This is a genomic window from Streptomyces sp. NPDC030991 (genome assembly GCF_055571235.1).
The window spans coordinates 390,061-410,664 of the sequence record NZ_JBVIFR010000005.1 but is presented as its reverse complement, the minus strand read 5'-3'; the positions used below and the strand labels follow the sequence as shown (position 1 = coordinate 410,664).

Genomic DNA, 20,604 nt, shown 5'->3' with positions numbered 1-20,604 from the left:
GTGGTGTGTGTGTGTTTCCTTATTCCCCCCCCCCCACCCTCTTTGTTCCCCCCCCCCCCCCCCCCCCCCCCCCCCCCCCCCCCCCCCCCCCCCCCCCCCCCTTCTCTGTACTTCACCGTCCTCGGTACCTCAGTAGATGTTGGCCTCCACGTCGGGCCCGTCGCCCCGGGCCGCGTTGATCTGCGCGCGCAGGGAGATCTCGTCGTAGACGCGGAACTCCTTGACGATGCGGCCGCCCTGGATCAGGAACTGGGACACGCCGAGCATGGTGACCGGCTGCCCGGTGAGCGGACCGAAATCGGCTGTACCGCGGTAACTGCCGTGCATGGTCCACAGGACGGCCACGCGCAGGCCCGCGTGGCGCTCCGAGAAGTTGGTCTGGACGTCCCGCACCGCGAACCGGGCATCAGGGAAGGCGCCGACCAGGGAGAGGAGGTCGTTCTGGTAGCGCTCGGGGCGGATGACGGTACGGTCGCCGACGGTGTGCAGGAAGAGGTCGCGGACCATGAACTCGTCGACCTTGTGCAGGCGCCGCTGCGACCACACCTCGTCCATGAACTCCAGGACCATCTCGCACTCGGGACGGAACTCGTCCGGCCGCGGTCCGCTGACGCCGGACAGGAGCACGTCCTTGGGCGGTTCCTCGGTCATCGACCCGGTGTAACCCTGGAACCGCAGCGCACGGGCCGCCTCGGCGGGATCGACCCCGCGCTGCAGACAGTCCGCGAGTTCGTCGCGCACCACCCACTCCTCGACCATACGGCCGCGCCGGTAGAGGCAGTTGGCCACGGTCCGCTTGCGGACGCGGATGTTACGGCCGTCCACGAGGTGCTCGTCCGCGGAGAAGACCAGGTGCGAGCTGAGGAAGGCGTCGTCGCCGCGGGCCTCCCACACCACGTCCTCGGCCTGGCCGATGTGGCCCGGGGTGCTGCCGATCCGCATCGTGGTGCCCTCGATCACCCCGTCGCGGCCGACGACGGTGCCGAGGCTGGTGTGGACGATCGAGTCGGGCTCGTAGTTGTCCACGATGTAGGCGATGTCCCGGCCGACCCAGATGCGGTCGGTCACCTCGCGGATGAAGTCGTCCGGGTCCTTGTAGGGCAGGTAGGCGGCGGGATCGAGCGGCATGGTGGCTCCGTTCTCAGTGGGGTTCGGGGCAGCTGAATGCGTATGTAGGGGTTCGAGGGGCGGGGTGGGTCACCGGGCGAACTTGTCGGCGCCCAGCTGGCTCCGGTACGTCTCCGTCATGAAGGAGGTCACCACCACCAGGGCCATGACGGCGGCCGCCGCCAGGTAGACCCACACGGCGTAGATCGTGTCGAAGGTGCTGACCAGCAGCGTCGCCACGAACGGCGTGATGCCCATGAAGATGGAGAACGAACTGTTGTAGGCAATGGCGCTCGCGCTGAACCGGGTGCGGGTGGCGAAGAGCTCCGCGGCGCAGACCGTGACGATGCCGGTCAGGAAGAACTCCGGGACCAGATAGATCAGTTGGCTGGCGACCGCGGCGCCGAAGGTGCCTCGTTCACCGACCCAGAAGGCGAGCGGGACCAGGAAGATGCAGGCCAGGGCGCCCGCGATCAGCATCGGGCGGCGGCCGATCCGGTCCGAGAGCATGCCGGCCAGCGGGAGCAGCGGGATGAGGACCGCGATCGAGATGGCGTTCGAGGCGAGGCCCATCCAGCGCGGCAGGCCGAGGGTGTCCGTCAGGTACTGCGGATAGAACGTGACCCAGGTGTAGGAGAGGATCGCGCACATGACCGAGATGCCGCAGTAGACCAGGATGGGGCGCCGCTGGGAGCGCAGCGCCTCCAGGACCGGCGACTTGACGACCTGCGTCCCGTCGGCCGTGGCGCGGACGAACTCGGGGGTCTCCTCGATGTGCCGGCGCAGCCAGATGCCGACCAGGCTGAGGGGGATCGCCAGCAGGAACGGCATGCGCCAGCCCCACGAGTCCAGCGCGGGACCGGTGAAGACCCAGCTGGTCAGCGCGGCGGTGCCGGCGCCTGCCAGAGTGCCGACGAAGCAGCTGTTGGAGGCGTACGAGGTGTAGTACGCCCGCCGGTTGGGCTCCGCCCACTCGACGATGAAGGCGACCGCTCCCACGTACTCGCCGCCCGACACCGTGCCCTGGACGACGCGGAGCAGCAGCAACAGGATCGGCGCGAGGATGCCGACCTGGTGGTACGTGGGCAGGGCGCCGATGAGTGCGGTCGCCACACCCATGAACACGATGGTCCACAGCAGCGTCTTCTTGCGGCCGACGCGGTCTCCCCACCGACCGACCAGCGTCCCGCCCAGCGGCCGGAACAGGCACGCCACCGCGATGATCGCGTAGGTGCCGAGGACGGCGACGGTCCGGTCGCTCTCGGGGAAGAACGCGGGGGCCATGATCGGTGCCATGTAGCCGTAGAGGCCGTAGTCGAACTGCTCTACGAAGTTACCGATGCTGCCCGCGCCGATGGCCCGGCGTATCGCGTTCCGCCGGTCCGGGTCGACCGTGGGTGGGCCGGCGGCTGTACTGGGAGGCGCTGCGGCGGACATGGCTTCTCCGATCGCGCGGGGAGAGGGGTGTGCGTACGACGCCGCGTGCGACGGCACGAACCTGCGTGCATACGTATGAACTCGTGGTGAACACTAAGGAGCGTGGTGAGGGGCGTCAAGGGGTCGCCGAGGGGCATGTGACCTCCTGGGTTACGGGCTCCGCGAGAGTCCGCAAGGTGTCCAGCAGGACCTGTGCCATGTTGAAGAGGATCAGCTGGGCGCCCGCCACTTCGGCCGCGCCGGCCGCCTGTAGGTCGGGCACGATCGTCATGACCGCGCGATCCTCGGCGCGGGCGGCCCGGTGCGCCTGGGCGATCAGCGCGTCGACCGTGGCGCCACCCGGGAAACCGCAGTCCACCGCGAGGTCGGCCGGACCGACCAGGACGGCGTCCACCCCCGGCGTACCGGCGATCTCGCCGGCCGCGGCACAGGCCCGCTCCGTCTCGATCATCGCCACGACCAGGGTCTCCCGGGAGGCGGCCACATGATCGGCGGCGGTGACCGTGCCGAACCGCCCCGCCCTGCTGTACGTGGCGAAGCCCCGTTCGCCGAGGGGCGGATAGTGGCTCGCGGCCACCGCACGCCGCGCGTCCTCGGCGCTGTCGACGTGCGGGTGGATCAGGCCCACGGCCCCCAGATCGAGGCAGCGCAGCGCCAGCGAGGGTTCCGCCGTGCCCACACGGACGAGGACGTCGATGCCCTGGGCCGCCGCTGCCGTCAGATGATGCTGGAGCAGTGCGGTGTCGGCCGGTCCGTGCTCGCAGTCGATGACCACGTAGTCCAGGCCCGCCACGCCCGCCATCTCCACGAGCGTCTCCGAGGGCAGCCGCAACAGCGCGCCCCGGAGCCGTTCGCCCGCCGCCAGCCGCTGCTTGAGGCTGCGGCGCGGCTGCCGCGCGCCTCGCCCCGTCACCGCGCCACCATCCCCGCCGACAGGTCGATATCGGCTCCGCACAGACCGCGCATGCGCAGCATCGCGGTCACCGCCTCGCCGACCTCGTCCTCGGTGACCATGCGCCCGAGGGCGGAGCGTGACACGAACGCCTGCTCGGCCTCGGCGTAGCTGCTGCCCGTGCGCTGTGCCTCCAGGCGGAAGTTGCGCTCCATGCGCGGGCCCGAGACGGGGCCGGGGGAAAGGGAGTTCACCGTCACCCCGAGCGGTCCGACCTCGCCCGCCAGGGTCGTCGTGAGCCCGATGACCGCCATCTTCGAGGCGCAGTAGGGCGTCCGCCGCAGCAGGGGCCGTTTGCCCGACACCGAGGCGATGTTGATGACATCGCCGGTGCCGCGCCGCGTCATGGCGGGCAGGAAGGCCCGGCACATGAGGAAGACCCCGCGTACGTTCACGGCGAAGACCTCGTCCCAGCTGTCGGGGGTGATCTCGGTCAGCGGCGCCACGGGCCCGGCGATCCCGGCGTTGTTGACGAGGATCGACACCTCCTCGGCCGCGAGGCTCGCCGCGAGCTCCCGCACGTCGTCGGGCCGGGAGACGTCGCACACCCGATGGGTGACGCGGGGCCCGAGGCGCGAGGCCGTCTTCTTGAGGGCGCTCTCGTCGCGTCCCGTGATCACGACCCGGGCACCGTCGGAGAGCAGGGAGCGGGCGATGGCGGCGCCGAGTCCGCTGCCGCCTCCGGTGACGAGCGCGGTCCGTCCGGCCAGCGGTCCCGCGGGGCCGCTCACGCGAGGGCCTCGTCGTTCCACGGCAGGGTGCCCTTGCCGTACTTGGCCGCCCGTACGTCGCCGGACCGGGCGTGGCCCTCGAACAGCTCGACGCGCGCGGCCCGCCCGCACACCTCGCCGAGCAGAGCCGACGAGGACGTGTCGGTGACTTCCTGGTAGGTGACCGTCTTGAGGTACTTGCCGACCCAGAGGCCGCCGGTGTAGCGCGCGGCGCCCCGGGTGGGCAGTACGTGATTGGTGCCGATGACCTTGTCGCCGTAGGAGACGCAGGTGCCCTCGCCGAGGAAGAGGGCGCCGTAGTCGTGCATCTTGTCCAGGGCCCGGCGCGGGTCCTCGGTCAGGACCTGTACGTGCTCGGCGGCGTAGGAGTCCGCGATCTCGAACGCCTCGTCGAGCGTGTCGGCCACGACGATCTCGCCGTGGTCGCGCCAGGCCGGTGCGGCGAAGTCCTTCGTCGGCATGCCGGGCAGCAGGCGCTCGATGTGCCGGGCGACCTTCCGGCCCAGCTCCTCGCCCGTGGTCACCAGCACGGCGGGGGAGTCGGGGCCGTGCTCGGCCTGGGAGAGCAGGTCGACGGCGACCACGAACGGGTCCGCGTGCTCGTCGGCGATCACCAGGATCTCGGTCGGTCCGGCGAACAGGTCGATACCCACCTCACCGAACAGCTGGCGCTTGGCCTCCGCGACGTACGCGTTGCCGGGGCCGGCGATCATCGGGACCCGCCCGATCGTCTCCGTGCCCAGGGCCAGCGCCGCGACGGCCTGGACGCCGCCGAGGAGGTGGATCTCGTCGGCGCCCGCCAGGTGCATCGCCGCGACCGTGGCGGCCGGGATCTCGCCCCGGATCGGCGGGGTGCACGCGGCGACCCGGGGGACGCCCGCCACCTTGGCGGTCACGATCGTCATGTGCGCCGACGCGGTCAGCGGGTACCGCCCGCCGGGCACGTACGCGCCCGCGCCGGCCACGGGCACGTGGCGGTGGCCGAGGCGGACCCCGGGGAGCGTCTCGATCTCCACGTCGTGCATCGAGTCGCGCTGGGCCTGGGCGAAGGTGCGTACCTGCCGCTGTACGAAGCGGATGTCGTCCAGGACGGTCTCCGGCACCCCGGCGACGATGCGCTCGATCGCGTCGGGCGCCAGCCGGAAGGACTCGGGGCTCCAGCCGTCGAACTTCTCGGAGTACTGGCGGACGGCGTCGTCACCGCGCTCGCGGATGTCGTCCAGGATGGCGTGGACACGCTCGGCGACATCGGCGCGGGCGGCACGCACCTCGGTGGCGGGCACGGGGGATTTGAGGAATCGGGGCATGACGGCTCTCTTCACTGGGGGAGGGGTGTGCGGGGTTCGGGGGAGAGGAGTGCGGTGTACGGGGAAGGGGTGTGCGGTGTTCGGGGGATTCAGGGCGCCGCGGTGAGGGCGGCCACCGGTTCGCCGCGCTCGACGGCGGTGAGCACCGCGCGGACGGCGTCGGTGACGGCGTCGGGGCGCTGCCAGGGCAGCAGATGACCGGCGTCGGGCAGTTCCCGGAGCCGGGCGCCGGGCACGGCGCGCGCGATCGTCCGGTGGAAGTCGGGCGGGCACAGGGAGTCCCGCGCCCCGCTCAGCACGAGCGCGGGGCACCGGGCGGAGCGCAGCGCGTCGGCCGCGTCGGTGCGGGTCGCCTGTGCGGCGAGCTGGGCGCGGGCGGTGTCGGGGCCGACGGCTCGGGCCATCCGGCGGTAGCGCCGGGCCGCCGCGGGGGAGGGGGCGCGGCCCGGGAACATGTCGGGCAGGGTCCGCTCGACGACGTCCGCGTACCGCCCCGCACCGATCAGTTCGTCCATCGCGCGCCAGGCCGCGTACTGCTCGGGGCGCGGCGCGGCCGCGTTGGCCGACATCACGCACAGGCCCGCGATCCGCTCCGGTGCCCGGCGCAGCGCCTCGAAGCCGACGATGGCTCCCAGGCTCAGCCCGACGAGGAGGAACGGGCCCGTCGTGGCGGCCAGCACGTCCTCGGCGAGCGCCCCGATCTCCGGCTTCGTCAGCGGGACGTGGTGGACCGCGTGACCGGCGGGGAAGTCCACGTCGGCCCAGAGACTCGCGTCGCAGAGCATCCCGGGGACCACCACCAGCGGCAGTGCGTCCGGCGGCTCGTCCCGGCGCACGCCGGTCACCAGCGCCGCGCGGAGCGGGGCAGGAGCGCGTAGGGGGCGACGTAGCCGTTGTGGTCGATGCCCAGGCCCGCGTCGGCGGCGGCCTTGGCGACCTCCTCGTCCCAGTCGAGGCGGACCCTTCCGTCACCGGAGTTGACGATCAGCAGGTCCGCCCGGGTGTCGCCGGTATTGCGCAGGGTCCGCCAGGCGTCCTGCGGGACGGAGAGCATGTCGCGGGGGCCGAGACGCACCGACACCGGGTCGGTGCGGTTGAGGGTGACCTCCCACTGGCCTTCCTTCACGATCAGCGTCTGCGTCTCGTGCTGGCGGTGGAACGAGACGCCCTGGCCCGGGTCGGCGCGCAGCCAGGCCGCGTTGTGCCCGTGCGGGTTGAAGATCCGGGGCTCCTGGTGCGGGTCCTCGGTCATGCCGTACCCAATGACGCAGCTCAGGCGGGCGCCGCCGCCGGGCAGCGTGCTGTCGAGGAAGGGGTGCTCGGACCAGCCGAGTTCGTCCGCGGCGGCGACGCGGCGCTTCATCTCCTCTGGGCTGTAGTGGCGCAGCCGGTCGATCTGCTCCTGCGTCATGGGGCTGACACGTTCGGCCTCGGGCGGGAGGGGGTCGCCGGCGACGGTGTCGACCAGCCGGTTCTCGGCGTCGAGGTAGAGGCCGTGGCTCTCCGCCTCGCGCAGGACCGAGGGCCCCCAGATGATGCCGCCGGTGTGGTCCATGCCCAGCACGGTGAAGAGCCAGCCGTGGTCCGGGCCGGTGTTGGTGAAGCCGCGGAAGATCCAGGTGGGGACGGACGCGATGTCGCCGGCCCGGAGCGTGAGTTCGCCCTCGGTGCCGTCGGCGCCCCAGCGCAGCAGGTACTCGCCCTCGGTGCAGACGAACACCTCGGCGGTGTAGTGCAGGTGCAGGTTGTTGGTGATGCCGTGGGGCATGGCCGCGGCGCCGATGTTGTAGCCGTGCGGCAGCCGGAGATTGACGTGCTGACCGGCGGCCTGGGAGACACCGGGCCCGATCATCGCGTAGTTCTCCTTCCGGTCCGAGCCCGGCGTGCGGCAGTCGATGAAGGCCTGGTTGCAGGAGACGAAGTCGCTGCGGCGCACCGTGCGCTCCGCTAGTTCGCTGGTGGTGACGACGACATCGGGCATGACGGACCGCTCCTTGCTCCGGAATTCGCTTGGCATCCGCTTGGAATACGTATGCATTCCCATGACAGGTGGTAAAGGGAGACTGTGTCAAGAGGTTGGACTGAATCAGACATACGTATACTGCTGTGAACGTGCGCCGGGGCGGTGGCGCGGAACGGCGACGAGGGGCGAGCCGATGGGGATCACCAGTCACGACGTGGCCAGGCTTGCAGGTGTCTCGCAGCCCACGGTCTCCCGCGCGCTGCGCGACGACCCCCGGGTGTCGCAGGCGACCAGGGAGAAGGTCAGACGCGCCGCCCAGGCCCTGAACTACGTACCGAGCGAGGCGGGGCGCACCCTGTCGACGCGGTCGACACGGCGCGTCGGCGTCATCGTGACCGACCTGACGAACCCGTTCTACCCGCATGTGATCGCCCCGCTCCACGACGAACTGCGCAGCCTGGGCTACCGGATGATGCTGCTCACGGAGCGGTCCGACGAGGCGGTGGCCGAGGAGCGGCTGCTGGACCAGTCGCTGGACGGCGTCGTCCTCGCGACGGCGACCACGGACTCCCGGCTCCCCGCCCAGCTGGAGCGGCGGGGCATGCCCTACGTCTTCCTCAACCGCGACACCGGTGGCCCCGGCGACTACGCCTCGGTCGTCGACAACGAGGGCGGCGGCCGGCTCGTGGCCCGCGAGCTCGTCGCCCTGGGGCACCGGCGGATCGCGGGCATCTTCGGCGCGGCCAACACCACGACCGGCCGCGATCGCGAGCTGGGTTTCCGGCTGGCGCTGGCCGATGCGGGTGTCGGGCTCGCCGAGGACCTCGTGGTGCGCGGCGCCTTCGAGTACGACACCGGGTACCGGGCGCTGCCCGTGCTGCTGGCGGGGGCCGCGGCACCGACGGCCGTGTTCTGCGGCAACGACGTGGTCGCCATCGGCGTGCTGAACGCGGCCCTCGCGGCGGGTGTCAGGGTGCCCGACGATCTCACGGTGATCGGCTTCGACGACCTGCCGATGGCCGCCTGGGAGGTGTTCCGGCTGACCACCGTCGGGCACGACCTGCGGGAGCTGTCGCGGCAGGCCGCGCGTCTGCTGGTGCGGCGCATCGGCGGGGACGTCGACCCCGCTGGTGAACGACTGGTCCTGCCCACCGAGTTCGTGCCCCGGGCCACGCACGCGCGCCTCTCCTGACCGTCACCGCCCTCGCATGGTCTTCTCCCTGGCCGGACGCGGTGACGGCTCGGCCGGCGCGTCCCCGGCCGTTCCGGCGCTGCCCGGTCCCGCCGCGCCCTGACCCGGCCGCCGGCGCGTGATGCCCACGGTGACCAGGACCGCGGCGAGCCCGAGGGAGAGCCACAGTTCGAGCCGGTGCCCGGGCAGTACGGCCATGAGGACGAGCACCCCGGCGATGAAGACGATCGTGGCGAGCGTGAGGTGGGGGAACCCCCACATGCGGACCTCGCTCGGCGGCCCCTCCTTGCGCCGGGTCGCGTACTGGGTGAGCGCGATGACCAGGTACATCATCAGGGCGATCGCGCCGCTGGAGGCGATGAGGTACGAGAAGACGCTCGGCAGCAGGTAGTTGGCGATCACCGCGGCGATCCCGATGACGGTGGAGGCCACGACGGCGTTGCGGGGCACGCCGTGCCGTGAGGTACGGGCGAACGCGGCCGGGGCGTCACCGCGTCCGGCCAGGGAGAAGACCATGCGGGATGCGGTGTAGACGGCCGAGTTGAGACAGCTGCTGACGGCGATGACCAGGACGACGTCCATGATCCGGCCCGCGCCCGGAATGTTCATCCGTTCGAGGACCGCCTGGTAGGAACCGGCCGACGCCAGGTCGGCCGCGTTCCAGGGGACGAGACAGACCACGATGAGAATGGAGCCGATGTAGAAGAGGCCGAGACGCCAGACGACGGCGCGGACGGCCTTCTTGATGTTCTTCTTCGGTTCCTCGGACTCGGCGGCGGCGATGGTGACGATCTCGCTGCCCTGGAAGCTGAACATCGCCGTCAGCAGACCGGCGAGGACCGCTGTGGCGCCCTTGGGTGCGAAGCCGCCGTGGCTCCACAGGTTCGATACCCCGTGCGTGTCCGATCCGGGCAGCAGGCCGAGGACGGCGAGCACCCCGAGGACGAGGAAGGCGACGATCGCGACGACCTTCAGCAACGCGAACCAGTACTCGAACTCCCCGTAGTTGCGCACCGCGAGGAGGTTGCTGCCCGCCAGCAGCACGATCATCGCCAGCGCGGGCAGCCAGCTGGGCAGCGAGGTCAGGCTCGCGATGACCTCACCCGCCGCGATGGCCTCGATCGGGATGACGAGGATGTAGAACCACCAGTAGAGCCAGCCGATGGAGAAGCCCGCCCAGCGGCCCAGGGCGCGGTCCGCGTACGTGGAGAAGGAGCCCGTGTCGGGGTGGGCGACGGCCATCTCGCCGAGCATCTGCATGACGAGCACCACCAGGGCGGCGGCCAGCAGGAACGAGATCAGGACGGCCGGCCCGGCGGTGGCCACCGCGGTGGACGAGCCGACGAACAGACCGGCGCCGATCACGCCGCCGATGGAGATCATCGTGATCTGTCGGCCCTTGAGGCCCTGGGTGAGAGCGGCGCCGGCGGGGGCGGCCGGTGGCGGCTCGGGCGGGTGGTGCTGCATGCGGGGATCCTCGGATGGATGTGGGGACGCGGGCAACCTGGAGGGAGAGGGGTCGGGTGTACGGCAGGGGGTGGGCCGGGTGGCCCCCGCCGCCGCGGGGCGCGGCGGCGGGGGACGGGGTCAGAGCTGCTCGCGCAGGTCCGTGGGGACGGCGTCGAACAGCTCGGACGTGCGGCCGATCCGGTCGATGCGCAGCGTCGCGGTCGCGCCGTGCGCCGCCAGACCTTCGAAGGCGGAGATCCGCTCGACCGCCGGGGCCAGCGCCGCCGTGCCCTCCTTCGCGGCGCGCTGGTAGGTCAGCGGCTTGAGGAAGCGGGAGACGGAGAGCCCGGCGTTGTAGCGGGCGGTCTTGCCGGTCGGCAGCACGTGGTTGGTGCCGGCGATGCCCTTGTCGGAGTAGGCGACCGTGGACCAGGGGCCGATGAAGAGGGAGCCGTAGCAGGTGAGGTGGGTGAGGTAGTAGTCGTCGTCCTCGGTGTGGATCTCCAGGTGCTCGGGGCCCAGCACGTCGGCGACGGCGACGGCGTCGGCCCGGTCGCCCACGACGATGACCGAGCCGAAGTCGCGCCAGGCCGGGCCCGCGATGTCCCGGGTGGCCAGGGAGGCGAGCTGGCGCTCGATCTCCGTGACGACGGCGCGCCCCAGCTTCTCGGACGTGGTGATCAGCGCCGCGGGGGAGTTGGGGCCGTGCTCGGCCTGGCCGAGCAGGTCCGCCGCGACCCACACCGGGTCCGCGCTGTCGTCGGCGATGACCGCGACCTCGGAGGGGCCGGCCAGCAGGTCGATACCGACCTGGCCGAACAGCTGCCGCTTGGCCTCCGTGACGAAGGCGTTCCCGGCGCCGACCAGCATGTCGACGGGGGCCTCGCCGAGCAGGCCGAAGGCCATCGCGCCCAGGGCCTGGACACCGCCGAGGGCGAAGACCCGGTCGGCGCGGGAGAGGTAGGCGCCGTACAGCACGGCGGGGTGGGCGCCGTGCTCGCCCGACGGGGGAGTGCACGCCAGGACGGTCGGTACGCCCGCGGTCTTGGCGACGTTGACGGTCATGAAGGCGCTGGCGAGCAGCGGGAAGCGGCCGGCCGGCAGGTAGGCGCCGACCCGGGAGACCGGCACGTAGCGCTGGCCACCGGCCACGCCGGGGGCGAGTTCGATCTCGAAGTCCGTCAGGTGCTCGCGCTGGGCGGCGGCGAACCGGTGGGTGCGCTCGTACCCCATCTCCAGAGCGGTACGGACGTCAGGGGGCAGCGCGTCCCCCGACTTCTTGAGCTCGGCGGCCCCGATCTCCAGCTCGCCGGACCAGCCGTCCAGCTCCTGGGCGTAGGCGCGTACCGCGTCCATGCCCTTGTGCTCGATCTCTTTCAGCATCTGCGACACCCGCTCGACCACCTTGGGGTCGCGCTGCGCGGGGGGACCGTCGACGGACGGCTTCTTGAGCCACTGGAGAGGGGGAAGGGCCTGGGCTTCGTCGTGCGTGATCTGCATGGCCTGGACGCTAGACGTCGCGCTGGTACAGGACTAGAGGGGCGGTTCCTGTCCGATCCACAGGCTTTACCTGTGCATCAGAGCGGGGACCCGCCGGAAGAGGCTGTTCAGGGGGTCAGAGGTTCAGGCCGATGCCGATCTCGCGGAGGGTGTCCTCGGCGATCCGGGCGAGTTCCCGGGTGGCGCGGGAGAGGGCGTGGCCCCGGCGCCTGACCAGCGCGATGGTGTCGTAGAGCGGCTCCGCGAACGGCGCGGTGTGCAGCCCGGCGGGGAACGTGGGGCCGGCGACCACCGCGCGGCTCGCGATCGTGTCGCCCACGCCCGCGGCCACCAGCTTCAGCGCGGCCTCGACGTGTTCGAGCTCGATGAGCGGATCGACGGTGACTCCGGCGAGCTGCGCGCGCTCCGCGATCTGCCGCCGCGTCGGGTCCTGCCAGCCGTAATGGGCGTCGTACAGCACGAGCGGCGCCCGGGAGAAGGCGTCGATGGTCACGGGTGCGCGGGTGCGTTCCACGTCGGCGCTCACATAGAACACCTCGTCGCGCAGGAGCGGGCTCACCGCGAGTCCCTCGTCGTCGATGGGCAGGACGACCAGGCCCGCCTCGATACGTCCGGCGGCGACGGCCGCGGCGGTCTCGGCCGAGTTCTGGCCGACGAGCCGGACCCGGACCGCCGGATATCTGGCGTGGAACATCTGCACCAGGTTGGAGAGCAGGTAGTAGTCGGCGTTGCGGAGCACCCCGAACGTGGCCGTGCCGCCGCCGAGCGAGCCGAGGGAGCGCACCGCCCGGCTCCCGTGGTCCGCCGCCGCCACCGACTGCTGGGCATAGGGCAGCAACTCCTGCCCGGCCGAGGTCAGGGTCAGGGTGCGGCTGCCCCGGACGAACAGCTCGGCGTCCAGCTCGCTCTCCAGGCGGCGTACGAGTTCGGAGGCCGATGCCTGCGCCATGTCCATGGCCTGCGCCGCGGCGGTGAACGACCCGCGCCGCTCCGCTTCGACGAAGGCCCTCAGCTGATTGAGGGTCATATGTTTCTGCGCCTTGCCGTTCGATGTGCCGGGGGACTTGGGGGACTTGGGGGACCGGGGTCGCGGCCGGGGACGGACGGCGTCCTCGTTCTCCCGCGATGTCCGTCGGCCTCGAAGGTACAGGTTCGTCCTGTGGCTCACGCAGGGAACAGGGGCCTTGTCCCCGGACGACCCGGCTGATTGGCTCGTCCGTGTTCCCGCTCGCCGTTCTCGTAGCCCCGCACCCGGAAGGTGTCTCCCGCCCGATGTCCCAGCCCCTGTCGGTCGGCCTCGTGCAGGCGGCCGCTCGTCACCATGCCGCCCCCGACCTGGACTCCTTCGCGACGGAGGTCGGCCGCCTCACCAGGACGTACCCCGGTGTGCGACTGCTCGTCCACCCGGAACTGCACCTGTGCGGACACACTCCGGACGAGGACCCCGAGGAGGTCATGGCCGCGGCGGCGCAACCGTTGGACGGGCCGCGCGGCGCGGCGCTGGCCCGCCTGGCACGGGAGCTGGGCGTCTGGCTCGTCCCCGGCAGCGTCTACGAGCGGGGCGAGGACGGGCGGATCTACAACACGGCCGTCGTGTACTCACCGCAGGGCAGGCGCGTCGCGGCGTACCGCAAGATGTTCCCCTGGCGGCCCCACGAGACCACGGCGGCGGGTACCCGCTTCGTGGTCTTCGACATGGAGGGGTACGGGCGCGTCGGTCTGTCGATCTGCTACGACGCCTGGTTCCCCGAGGTCACCCGCCACCTGGCCTGGCAGGGAGCCGACCTGGTCCTGAACCTCGTACGCACCCCGACCGTGGACCGGGCCCAGGAGCTGGTGCTCGCGCGGGCCAACGCCATCGTCAACCAGGTCTTCATGGCCAGCGTCAACGCGGCGCCGCCGGACGGGATCGGGCGCAGCGTGCTGGTCGACCCCGAGGGGCGGGTGCGCGCGGAGGCCGGGCCCGAACCGGAGCTGGTGCTCACCGATGTGCTCGACCTCGCCGAGGCCCGCCGGGTCCGCTCGTACGGCACCGCCGGCCTCAGCCGCGTGTGGGACCCCTTCGAGGAGGGACAGGCGCCGCTCGAACTCCCCCTGTACGCGGGCCGGATCGACCCCGACCGGTGGCGTGCCGGGCAGGGCGGAAGCGGCCCCCGGTGACAGCGGCGCGCGCTCAGAGCCTGTCTTTGAACCCCCGTCTGCGCCCCGACCGCCGCTGCGCCCGCGCTTCGCGCGGACGACGGGGGTTCAAAGACAGGCTCTCAGGCGGTGCCACGCCTGACCAGCTGGTGCGGGACGATCAGCTCCTGCGGGGGGACCGCGTTGCCGGGGCTGTATATGCGGTCCGCCAGGCACTGCAGGGACCGTTCGGCGATCTGCCGCTTGTCGGGCGCGATGGTGGTCAGGGGAGGGTGGCTGTAACGGCCGTCCTCGATGTCGTCGAACCCGACGATCGCGACATCCTCGGGCACGCGCAGGCCCCGCTCGTGCGCCACGTGCAGGGCGCCCAGGGCCAGTTCGTCGCTGAAGGCGAACACAGCGTCGGGGACGTTGGGCCCGTCGAGGAGTTCGGTCATCGCACGGGCGCCGTCCGCACGGTGCAGGGCGGCCACCGGGCGCTGGGCGCCCGGGAGATGCGGCAGTCCCGCCCGGTCGAGCGCGCGGCGGTACCCCTCGGCCCGCAACAGGGCGGTGCCGTTGTGCAGATGGGGTTGCAGGCCGATGGCGGCGATGTGCCGCCGGCCGAGACCGATCAGACGGGTCGTCGCCTCGTCGGCGGCGGCGACGTTGTCGACGGCGACATGGTCGGCTGCCCCCTGCGGACTGCGCTCGCCGAGCAGGACGAGGGGCACGGCCGGTGCCGTGGCGGCCAGTTCGGCCGGATCCAGCGCCCAGGGGCTGATGATGAGGCCGTCGACCACGCGCCCCCCGCCCTGGGCGAGGAGCCGGCGTTCGGCGTCCGCGTCGCCCCGGGTCTGGTCGATGATCACCGTCCAGGAGCGGCGCTGCGCCTCGTCCACCAGCAGCCCGGCGAGTTCGCCGAAGTACGGTGAGTGCAGTTCGGGGATGGCCAGACCGATGATGCCGGTGCGGCCGGCGCGCAGGCTGCGGGCGGCGAGGTTGGGTTGGTAACCGAGTTCGTCGATCGCCTCCTGGACGCGCCGACGGGTCTCGGGAGCCACCGAGGCGGACCCGCTGACGACGTTCGACACCGTGCGCACGGAGACACCGGCTCGGACGGCCACATCTTTCAGACGACTGCTCACCGCGTCATCCTTTCATGCGACGCCCTGCCCAAAATAGCTGCGCCAGAGGTATTGCAACGTTGCATGCAACGATGCAATCTATGGGCGGAAGCACTGCTTGCAAGGAGGCAAGGATGACTGTGTCCGCATACCCCGGTGTCAGCCCCGCCGACCTGGACGTCGACGTGACGCAGGAGGTGGCGCACCTCTACACGGACGGCATCACCGCGCGGAAGGGGGCCTTCACCAAGGAGTGGGCCGACCGGCTGCGCGAGGACATCGAGGCGGCTTTCGCGGAGGCCCGCTCCCGGCCTGACGGCGCCGTGGGCCGCGGCCCCCACCGCTACTACGTGGAGATCCACCCGGAGCAACTGCGGGGCTTCGTCGACCTCGTCGACCACCCGTGGGTCCGCTCCGTGGCCACCGCCGTCCTCGGCCCCGACTACCGCATCGTCGAACTCGCCTTCGACGTACCGCTCGAAGGCGCGGTGAACCAGCCGTGGCACCGGGACTTCCCGCTGCCCGAGGAGACGCGCGCCGACCGCCGCCTCACCTCGCTGGCCTTCAACGTCACCGCGGTCGACACCGCCGAGGACATGGGCCCCTTCGAGATCGCGCCCGGCACCCAGTGGGACGACGCACCCGACTTCGAACACGGCATGTTCCCGCCGCGCGAGCGCTTCGGCCGCTACGAGGAGCGCGCCGTCCGCAAGTACCCGCAGCGCGGCGACATCTCGGCCCGCACCGCCCTCACCATCCACCGCGGCACGAAGAACGAGTCGGCCAAGGCGCGGCCCGTCCTCGTGCTGGGCCTCGACGGACCCGAGGCGGACAACGCCGACCGCCACGACACCGCCGTCACCCGGGCGTTCTGGGAGGCGCTGCCGGAGCGGGTCCGCCGCCACCTGGACTGCCCGGTCGTCGACCGGCTGACGCCCATCACGCAGAAGCACACCATCGAGGGCCTGGTCATGGGCGATGCCTGAGGCGGCCACGGTGACCGGTCGCCCGCCGGTCCACCTGCCGGGCGCGGGGCGGCCGCCGCTGCTCGTCTACGCGGTCGCCGCCGTCTCGGCGCTCGGCGGGCTGCTCTTCGGCTACGACACCGGCATCATCTCCGGCGCCCTGCTCCACCTGCGCGACGACCTCGACCTGTCCTCACGCGAACAGGAGATCGTCGTCAGCGTCATCCTGCTCGGCGCGATGGCGGGCGCCCTGCTCTCGGGACGCGCCGCCGTACGGCACGGTCGGCGCAGAGTGGTGGCGGCGGTCGCGGTGATCTTCGCCGTCGGCGCGGTGGCGGCCGCGCTCGCCCCCGGCGTGACGACGCTGGTCGCCGCCCGCTTCGTGCTCGGCCTCGCGGTGGGCGGCGCCTCCAACATGGTGCCCGTCTACATCGCGGAGCTGGCGCCCGCGGCGGTGCGCGGCCGGCTCATGGTGCTCTTCCAGCTGATGGTCGCCATCGGGCAGCTCATCGCCTATCTGTGCGGTTGGGCGCTGTCCGGCAGCGGCGGCTGGCGCGTCATGTTCGCCCTCGCCGTCATCCCCGCCGCGGCCCTCGCCGTCGGCATGCTGTTCCTGCCGGAGAGCCCGCGCTGGCTGATCGAGCAGCACCGCGGGGAGGACGCCGCGCGCACCCTGCGGCGGCTCCGGCCCGCCGGAGCGGACGTGGCGGCCGAGATCGCCGAGATCACCGCGGTGACGTCCGACGCCCCGGCCGGAGGGGGCAGTTGGGGACAGCTGCGCCAGCGGTGGCTGCGCCCCGCCCTGCTGATCGCCGTGGGCATCGCCGCCTTCTCCCAGCTCACCGGGGTCAACGCCATCGTCTACTACGCGCCGACGATCCTGGACGACGCGGGCTTCGGCGACTCGGTGGCCCTGCTCACCGGCATCGGGATCGGCGCGATGCTCGTCGTCGCGGGGGTCGTGGGCGCCATCGCGGTCGACAAGGCGGGCCGACGCCGCACGATGCTGTGGTTCCTGCCCGGCTCCGCGCTCGCCATGGGGGTGCTCGCGCTCGCCTTCGCCACCCCGACGGACTCCGCGGCGCAGCGCTGGACCGTGGTCGTCTCGCTGTTCGCGTACATCCTGTTCAACGGCGTGGGGATGCAGGCCGTCGTCTGGCTGATCGGCCCCGAGGTCCTGCCGCTGAGTGTGCGCGGCCCGGCCACCAGCCTGGCCACGCTGTCCGTGTGGGGCTTCGATCTCCTCATCGCCATGACCGCGCTGACGGCGATCAACGCCGTCGGCCGCTCCGGCACCTTCCTGTTCTACGCGCTGATGAACGTCGCCTGCATCGTCTTCGTCGTCCGCAAGGTGCCGGAGACGAAGGGCAGGAGCCTGGAGAGCATCGAGCAGGCCCTGCACAGCCCGCTGCCCTTCCGCGAGGCGCTGGAGAGGCAGTGAGGTTCACACGCCTGGATCGGGGTCGGCGGGGCCCGGGCGCAGGGCGCGGGCGGCTTCGAGCTGGGCTGCGAACGACAGGCCGAGAAACAGCGCGATGGAGGTGAGGTAGGCCCACAGGAGCAGCGACATGAAGGCGCTGAGCGGCCCGTAGACGGTGTCGAAGGAACCGCTGACCGAGAGGTACAGACTCAGCCCCCAGGTCAGCAGGGACCACAGCACCAGATAGACGGCCGCGCCGAACGCCAGCCACGTGTAGCCGGGTTGGCGGCGGCGCGGTGAGCGTCTGAAGATGACGCTCGCCGAGAGCAGGGCGAGCGCGAGGCCGAGCGGCCGGCGCAGGATCTCCCAGGCGGCGTCGGCTCCGTCACCGAGACCGTAGACGGAGACCGCCGCCGCCCCCAGGTCGCGGCCCGCGACCAGCATGATGAAGCCGAGGCCCAGCGGGAGCCCGGCACTGACCGCCATGACGAGCCCGCGCGCGTACTTCCTGAGGAAGGGACGGTCGCGCTCGTTGCCGTAGATGCGGTTGGCGCCGCGTTCCACCTGGCACATGGCGGTGGTGATGTTGGAGAGCGAGAACACGAGGGCGAACCAGAGGGCGACCTGTGTGCCCCCGTCCGCCGTGCGGCGGCTCCTGGCGAGCGCGTCGTCGACCACCGCGGCGCTCGGGCCCCGGGCGATCCGGTGGATGGCCACCTCCGCGAAGCGTCCGATGCTCTCGGTGTGCAGAGTCGTCGACAGGCCGACGAAGACGATGGCGAGCGGGATCAGCGCCAGCACGGTCTGCAGCGCAAGGGCCCGGGCATGGCTGAACCCGTCCGCGTAACGGAAGCGGACGAAGGCGTCGTGGAGCAGTTCGCGGCCGCCGTAGCGGCGCAGTGCCTCGTACGCCTCGTCGCCGGAGAGTTCGTCGCCCCGCATGTCCCGTGTCTCGGGGACCTTCGTCGCGGTCCCCATCTACCTGTCCTGCCGTACCGGGCGGACCCGGCCGGTGAGACCACGGGCCGGCGACGCCCCGTACGCGACGGCTGATGGCACAGTCTGCTCCCCACGTCAGCGCGGAACGCACCCGTGTGCGTTCCGCGCACACCACTGCCCCCGAATGCGTCGGGCAATCGGGGGCAGCGTGCGGCGTGGCGTCGGGCGGGGCCGTGTACCGGCCGGGGTCTACCGGTACTCCTCGCCGCCCCGCGGACGCTCGTAGCCCGTGCGGTCCTCCTCGGGGAGGAGCGGCTGGGTGTCGTCGTCCTCGCGGCGCCTCTCGCGCCCCGGCTCCTGCCGCTCGCGCTCGGGCTCCTGGCGGCCCCGCTCGTCCTGCGGGTCGAACGGGTCCGAGGTGGGGTCCTGGTAGTTGCTCCGGTCAGCCATGTCGACTCCGTCGGTCGTGGGGTTGTGTCGGACAGAACCCACGGTGCGGTGGCCGCCCGCCAAGCGCATTCCGGGGGAGCGGGGGTCACCCGACCGGGTGCACGGGCGACGGCGCGGAACCTCCGCGCGGCTACGGGTGTGGCGTGGCCGGCCCGGGGCCCCGCAGACCCTGGAGGAGCAGGGCGATCAGGCGGCGGGGGTCGTAGCGGGGGTCCTTGTCACGACCGACGCAGAGATTGCCGATCCCGCGCATCAGCTCGTAGGGCCGTGTGCCCGGCTGGATCTCGCCGGAGTCGACCGCGGCGTCCAGCAGTTGGGCGCAGACCGGCATCAGGCGGTCGAGGAAGTAGGTGTGCAGTGCGGCGAAGCGGTCGCTGTCGGACTGCAGGGCGTCGGCGAGGCCGTGCTTGGTGACGAGGAAGTCGACGAAGAGGTCGATCCACTGCCGCAGGGCGTCGAACGGAGTCGCGGCCTCGGTCAGCAGCGTCGGGCCGGCTTCGGCGCACGCCTCGATCTGGTGCCGGTAGACGGCGGTGACGAGCTCGGCCCGGGTCGGGAAGTGGCGGTAGATCGTGCCCATGCCGACGCCCGCGCGGGTCGCGATCTGCCGGATGGGCGCGTCGACGCCGGAGGTCACGAAGACCTCGGCGGCTGCCGTGAGCACCGTCTCCCGGTTGCGCTGGGCGTCGACCCGCTTGCTTCGGGGCGACGTCTCCCCCGTGGGGCTGTCGGTGGTCATGCCATGTCCTTCCTGAGCCGCTTGACAAAGCGGAGCAGTGTTCCGGATATTAGTGGAGCAGCGCTCCGCTTCAGGTTAGCCGAGGCGGACGCTTCCGATCTCCCCACCCCGCCCGCAGGCGCGGCATGCCCGGCGGGCGGGGTGGGGACCGCAGAAGGAGAACCGCACCTCATGAACGCCTCCGCCACCGCCGACCGCATTCTCGGCGCGCCCGCCCCCGTCCTGTCCTACAGCCCGGTGGTGCTGTCCGTACCGGGACGCCCGGTGGACCTCCAGGTACGGGTCTCCGCACCCGCGACCGGGAGCGGCCTTCCCGTCATCCTTCTCTCCCACGGCCACGGCCCCTCCAACAACCTCTCCTCGCTGAACGGCTACGGGCCGCTCGCCCACTTCTGGGCGTCCCACGGATTCGTCGTCGTCCAGCCCACCCACCTGACCTCAAGGACACTGGCCCGGCTGGTCGCCGACGCCCCCGGCGCGCCGTTCTTCCTGAACTCCCGCGCCGAGGACATGACACACATCCTCGACCGGTTCGACGAGGTCGAGAACGCCGTGCCGCAGCTCGCCGGGCGCGTCGACCGCACCCGGGTCGCCGTCGCCGGACACTCGCTCGGCGGATTCACCGCGAGCCTCCTGCTGGGTGCCCGTCTCACCGACCCCGACAGCGGGGAGGACGTGCGCCTCGTCGAACCCCGGATCAAGGCGGGCGTGCTCCTCGCCGCACCCGGCAGGGGAGGCGTGCTCAACGGGCCCATGGCCGAACAGCTGCCGGCCTTCCGGACCATCGACTTCTCCGCGATGACCACCCCCGCCCTGGTCGTCGCCGGCGACAAGGACGACTCCCGGCACTTCACGGACATGGGGCCGGAGTGGCACGCCGACCCGTACACCCTGGCCCCCGGCCCGAAGACGCTGCTCACCCTCTTCGACGCGGAGCACGGACTCGGCGGGATCTCCGGGTACGACGCCGCCGAGACCACCGACGAGAACCCCGAGCGGGTCACCGCCCTGGCCGGGCTCACCGCGGCGTACCTGCGCACTCAGCTGCTGCCCGGCGACCACGCCTGGCAGAGCGCGTGCGAGGAGCTGGCGGCCGGTCCCGGACCGGTGGGCCGCGTCGAGTCCAAGTAGCAAACCTCCCGGCCGCACCGGCATCCGCGACCCGTTCCGTACGGCTCAGCCGTCGCCCAGGAGAGCGACGCGCGTGC

19 protein-coding genes are annotated in these 20,604 nt (G+C 71.9%); 5 read left to right on the top strand and 14 right to left on the bottom strand.

What is annotated here, in order from left to right; all coding sequences use genetic code 11:
- Positions 1-129: 129 nt before the first annotated feature.
- From ACZ45E_RS13200 to ACZ45E_RS13170, 7 genes are all read right to left on the bottom strand, one after another.
- Entirely contained in the window at positions 130-1,128 is a 999-nt protein-coding gene (locus ACZ45E_RS13200; RefSeq protein ID WP_468220032.1) for a nuclear transport factor 2 family protein, read from the bottom strand.
- A 69-nt stretch (positions 1,129-1,197) separates the two neighbouring features.
- On the bottom strand, positions 1,198-2,544 hold the full coding sequence (locus tag ACZ45E_RS13195; protein WP_468220029.1) for an MFS transporter: 1,347 nt from the start codon (positions 2,542-2,544) through the stop codon (positions 1,198-1,200).
- A gap of 115 nt (positions 2,545-2,659) precedes the next feature.
- The gene (locus tag ACZ45E_RS13190; protein ID WP_468220027.1) at positions 2,660-3,457 is read right to left on the bottom strand and encodes an HpcH/HpaI aldolase family protein; all 798 of its coding nucleotides are present in this window, start codon (positions 3,455-3,457) and stop codon (positions 2,660-2,662) included.
- The gene (locus ACZ45E_RS13185) at positions 3,454-4,227 is read right to left on the bottom strand and encodes an SDR family NAD(P)-dependent oxidoreductase (RefSeq protein ID WP_468220025.1); all 774 of its coding nucleotides are present in this window, start codon (positions 4,225-4,227) and stop codon (positions 3,454-3,456) included. The genes ACZ45E_RS13190 and ACZ45E_RS13185 overlap by 4 nt, the downstream gene beginning before the upstream one ends.
- Positions 4,224-5,534 (bottom strand): histidinol dehydrogenase, encoded by a 1,311-nt coding sequence (gene hisD, locus ACZ45E_RS13180; protein WP_468220023.1) that lies wholly within the window; start codon positions 5,532-5,534, stop codon positions 4,224-4,226. The genes ACZ45E_RS13185 and hisD (ACZ45E_RS13180) overlap by 4 nt, the downstream gene beginning before the upstream one ends.
- Before the next feature lie 89 nt (positions 5,535-5,623).
- On the bottom strand, positions 5,624-6,370 hold the full coding sequence (locus tag ACZ45E_RS13175) for an alpha/beta fold hydrolase (protein WP_468220021.1): 747 nt from the start codon (positions 6,368-6,370) through the stop codon (positions 5,624-5,626).
- 5 nt (positions 6,371-6,375) lie between these two features.
- Positions 6,376-7,515, bottom strand: coding sequence for a cupin domain-containing protein (locus tag ACZ45E_RS13170; RefSeq protein WP_468220018.1), 1,140 nt, complete (start codon positions 7,513-7,515; stop codon positions 6,376-6,378).
- 175 nt (positions 7,516-7,690) lie between these two features.
- Between ACZ45E_RS13170 and ACZ45E_RS13165 the strand changes: the two genes are divergently transcribed.
- Entirely contained in the window at positions 7,691-8,689 is a 999-nt protein-coding gene (locus tag ACZ45E_RS13165) for a LacI family DNA-binding transcriptional regulator (protein ID WP_468220016.1), read from the top strand.
- A gap of 3 nt (positions 8,690-8,692) precedes the next feature.
- Here ACZ45E_RS13165 and ACZ45E_RS13160 read toward each other — a convergent pair whose 3' ends face one another.
- From ACZ45E_RS13160 to ACZ45E_RS13150, 3 genes are all read right to left on the bottom strand, one after another.
- Complete coding sequence (locus ACZ45E_RS13160) at positions 8,693-10,156, bottom strand: amino acid permease (RefSeq protein ID WP_468220014.1); 1,464 nt, start codon at positions 10,154-10,156, stop codon at positions 8,693-8,695.
- Positions 10,157-10,276: 120 nt separating this feature from the next.
- Positions 10,277-11,638, bottom strand: coding sequence for a histidinol dehydrogenase (gene hisD / locus ACZ45E_RS13155; protein WP_468220012.1), 1,362 nt, complete (start codon positions 11,636-11,638; stop codon positions 10,277-10,279).
- A gap of 115 nt (positions 11,639-11,753) precedes the next feature.
- Complete coding sequence (locus ACZ45E_RS13150) at positions 11,754-12,665, bottom strand: LysR family transcriptional regulator (RefSeq protein ID WP_468220009.1); 912 nt, start codon at positions 12,663-12,665, stop codon at positions 11,754-11,756.
- Between the two features lie 245 nt (positions 12,666-12,910).
- Here ACZ45E_RS13150 and ACZ45E_RS13145 point away from each other — a divergent pair, with 245 nt between their 5' ends.
- Entirely contained in the window at positions 12,911-13,798 is an 888-nt protein-coding gene (locus ACZ45E_RS13145; protein ID WP_468220007.1) for a carbon-nitrogen hydrolase family protein, read from the top strand.
- 101 nt (positions 13,799-13,899) lie between these two features.
- Here the strand turns inward: ACZ45E_RS13145 and ACZ45E_RS13140 are convergent, their stop codons facing one another.
- Complete coding sequence (locus ACZ45E_RS13140) at positions 13,900-14,904, bottom strand: LacI family DNA-binding transcriptional regulator (protein WP_468220004.1); 1,005 nt, start codon at positions 14,902-14,904, stop codon at positions 13,900-13,902.
- 113 nt (positions 14,905-15,017) lie between these two features.
- On the opposite strand from ACZ45E_RS13140, the gene ACZ45E_RS13135 reads away from it, so the two are divergent.
- Both ACZ45E_RS13135 and ACZ45E_RS13130 read left to right on the top strand, forming a co-directional pair.
- Positions 15,018-15,869, top strand: coding sequence for a phytanoyl-CoA dioxygenase family protein (locus ACZ45E_RS13135; protein WP_468220002.1), 852 nt, complete (start codon positions 15,018-15,020; stop codon positions 15,867-15,869).
- Positions 15,870-15,879: 10 nt separating this feature from the next.
- Positions 15,880-17,289 (top strand): sugar porter family MFS transporter, encoded by a 1,410-nt coding sequence (locus ACZ45E_RS13130; protein ID WP_468220001.1) that lies wholly within the window; start codon positions 15,880-15,882, stop codon positions 17,287-17,289.
- Between the two features lie 3 nt (positions 17,290-17,292).
- Here the strand turns inward: ACZ45E_RS13130 and ACZ45E_RS13125 are convergent, their stop codons facing one another.
- The 3 genes from ACZ45E_RS13125 to ACZ45E_RS13115 form a co-directional block, all read right to left on the bottom strand.
- Positions 17,293-18,246, bottom strand: a complete 954-nt coding sequence (locus ACZ45E_RS13125) for a YihY/virulence factor BrkB family protein (protein ID WP_468219998.1) — start codon at positions 18,244-18,246, stop codon at positions 17,293-17,295.
- 210 nt (positions 18,247-18,456) lie between these two features.
- Positions 18,457-18,657, bottom strand: a complete 201-nt coding sequence (locus ACZ45E_RS13120; RefSeq protein ID WP_468219996.1) for a hypothetical protein — start codon at positions 18,655-18,657, stop codon at positions 18,457-18,459.
- 130 nt (positions 18,658-18,787) lie between these two features.
- A complete protein-coding gene (locus ACZ45E_RS13115; protein WP_468219993.1) occupies positions 18,788-19,396 on the bottom strand; it encodes a TetR/AcrR family transcriptional regulator in 609 nt (202 codons plus the stop codon).
- Between the two features lie 171 nt (positions 19,397-19,567).
- Here ACZ45E_RS13115 and ACZ45E_RS13110 point away from each other — a divergent pair, with 171 nt between their 5' ends.
- On the top strand, positions 19,568-20,527 hold the full coding sequence (locus tag ACZ45E_RS13110; protein ID WP_468219991.1) for an alpha/beta hydrolase family protein: 960 nt from the start codon (positions 19,568-19,570) through the stop codon (positions 20,525-20,527).
- The last annotated feature ends 77 nt before the right edge of the window (positions 20,528-20,604 follow it).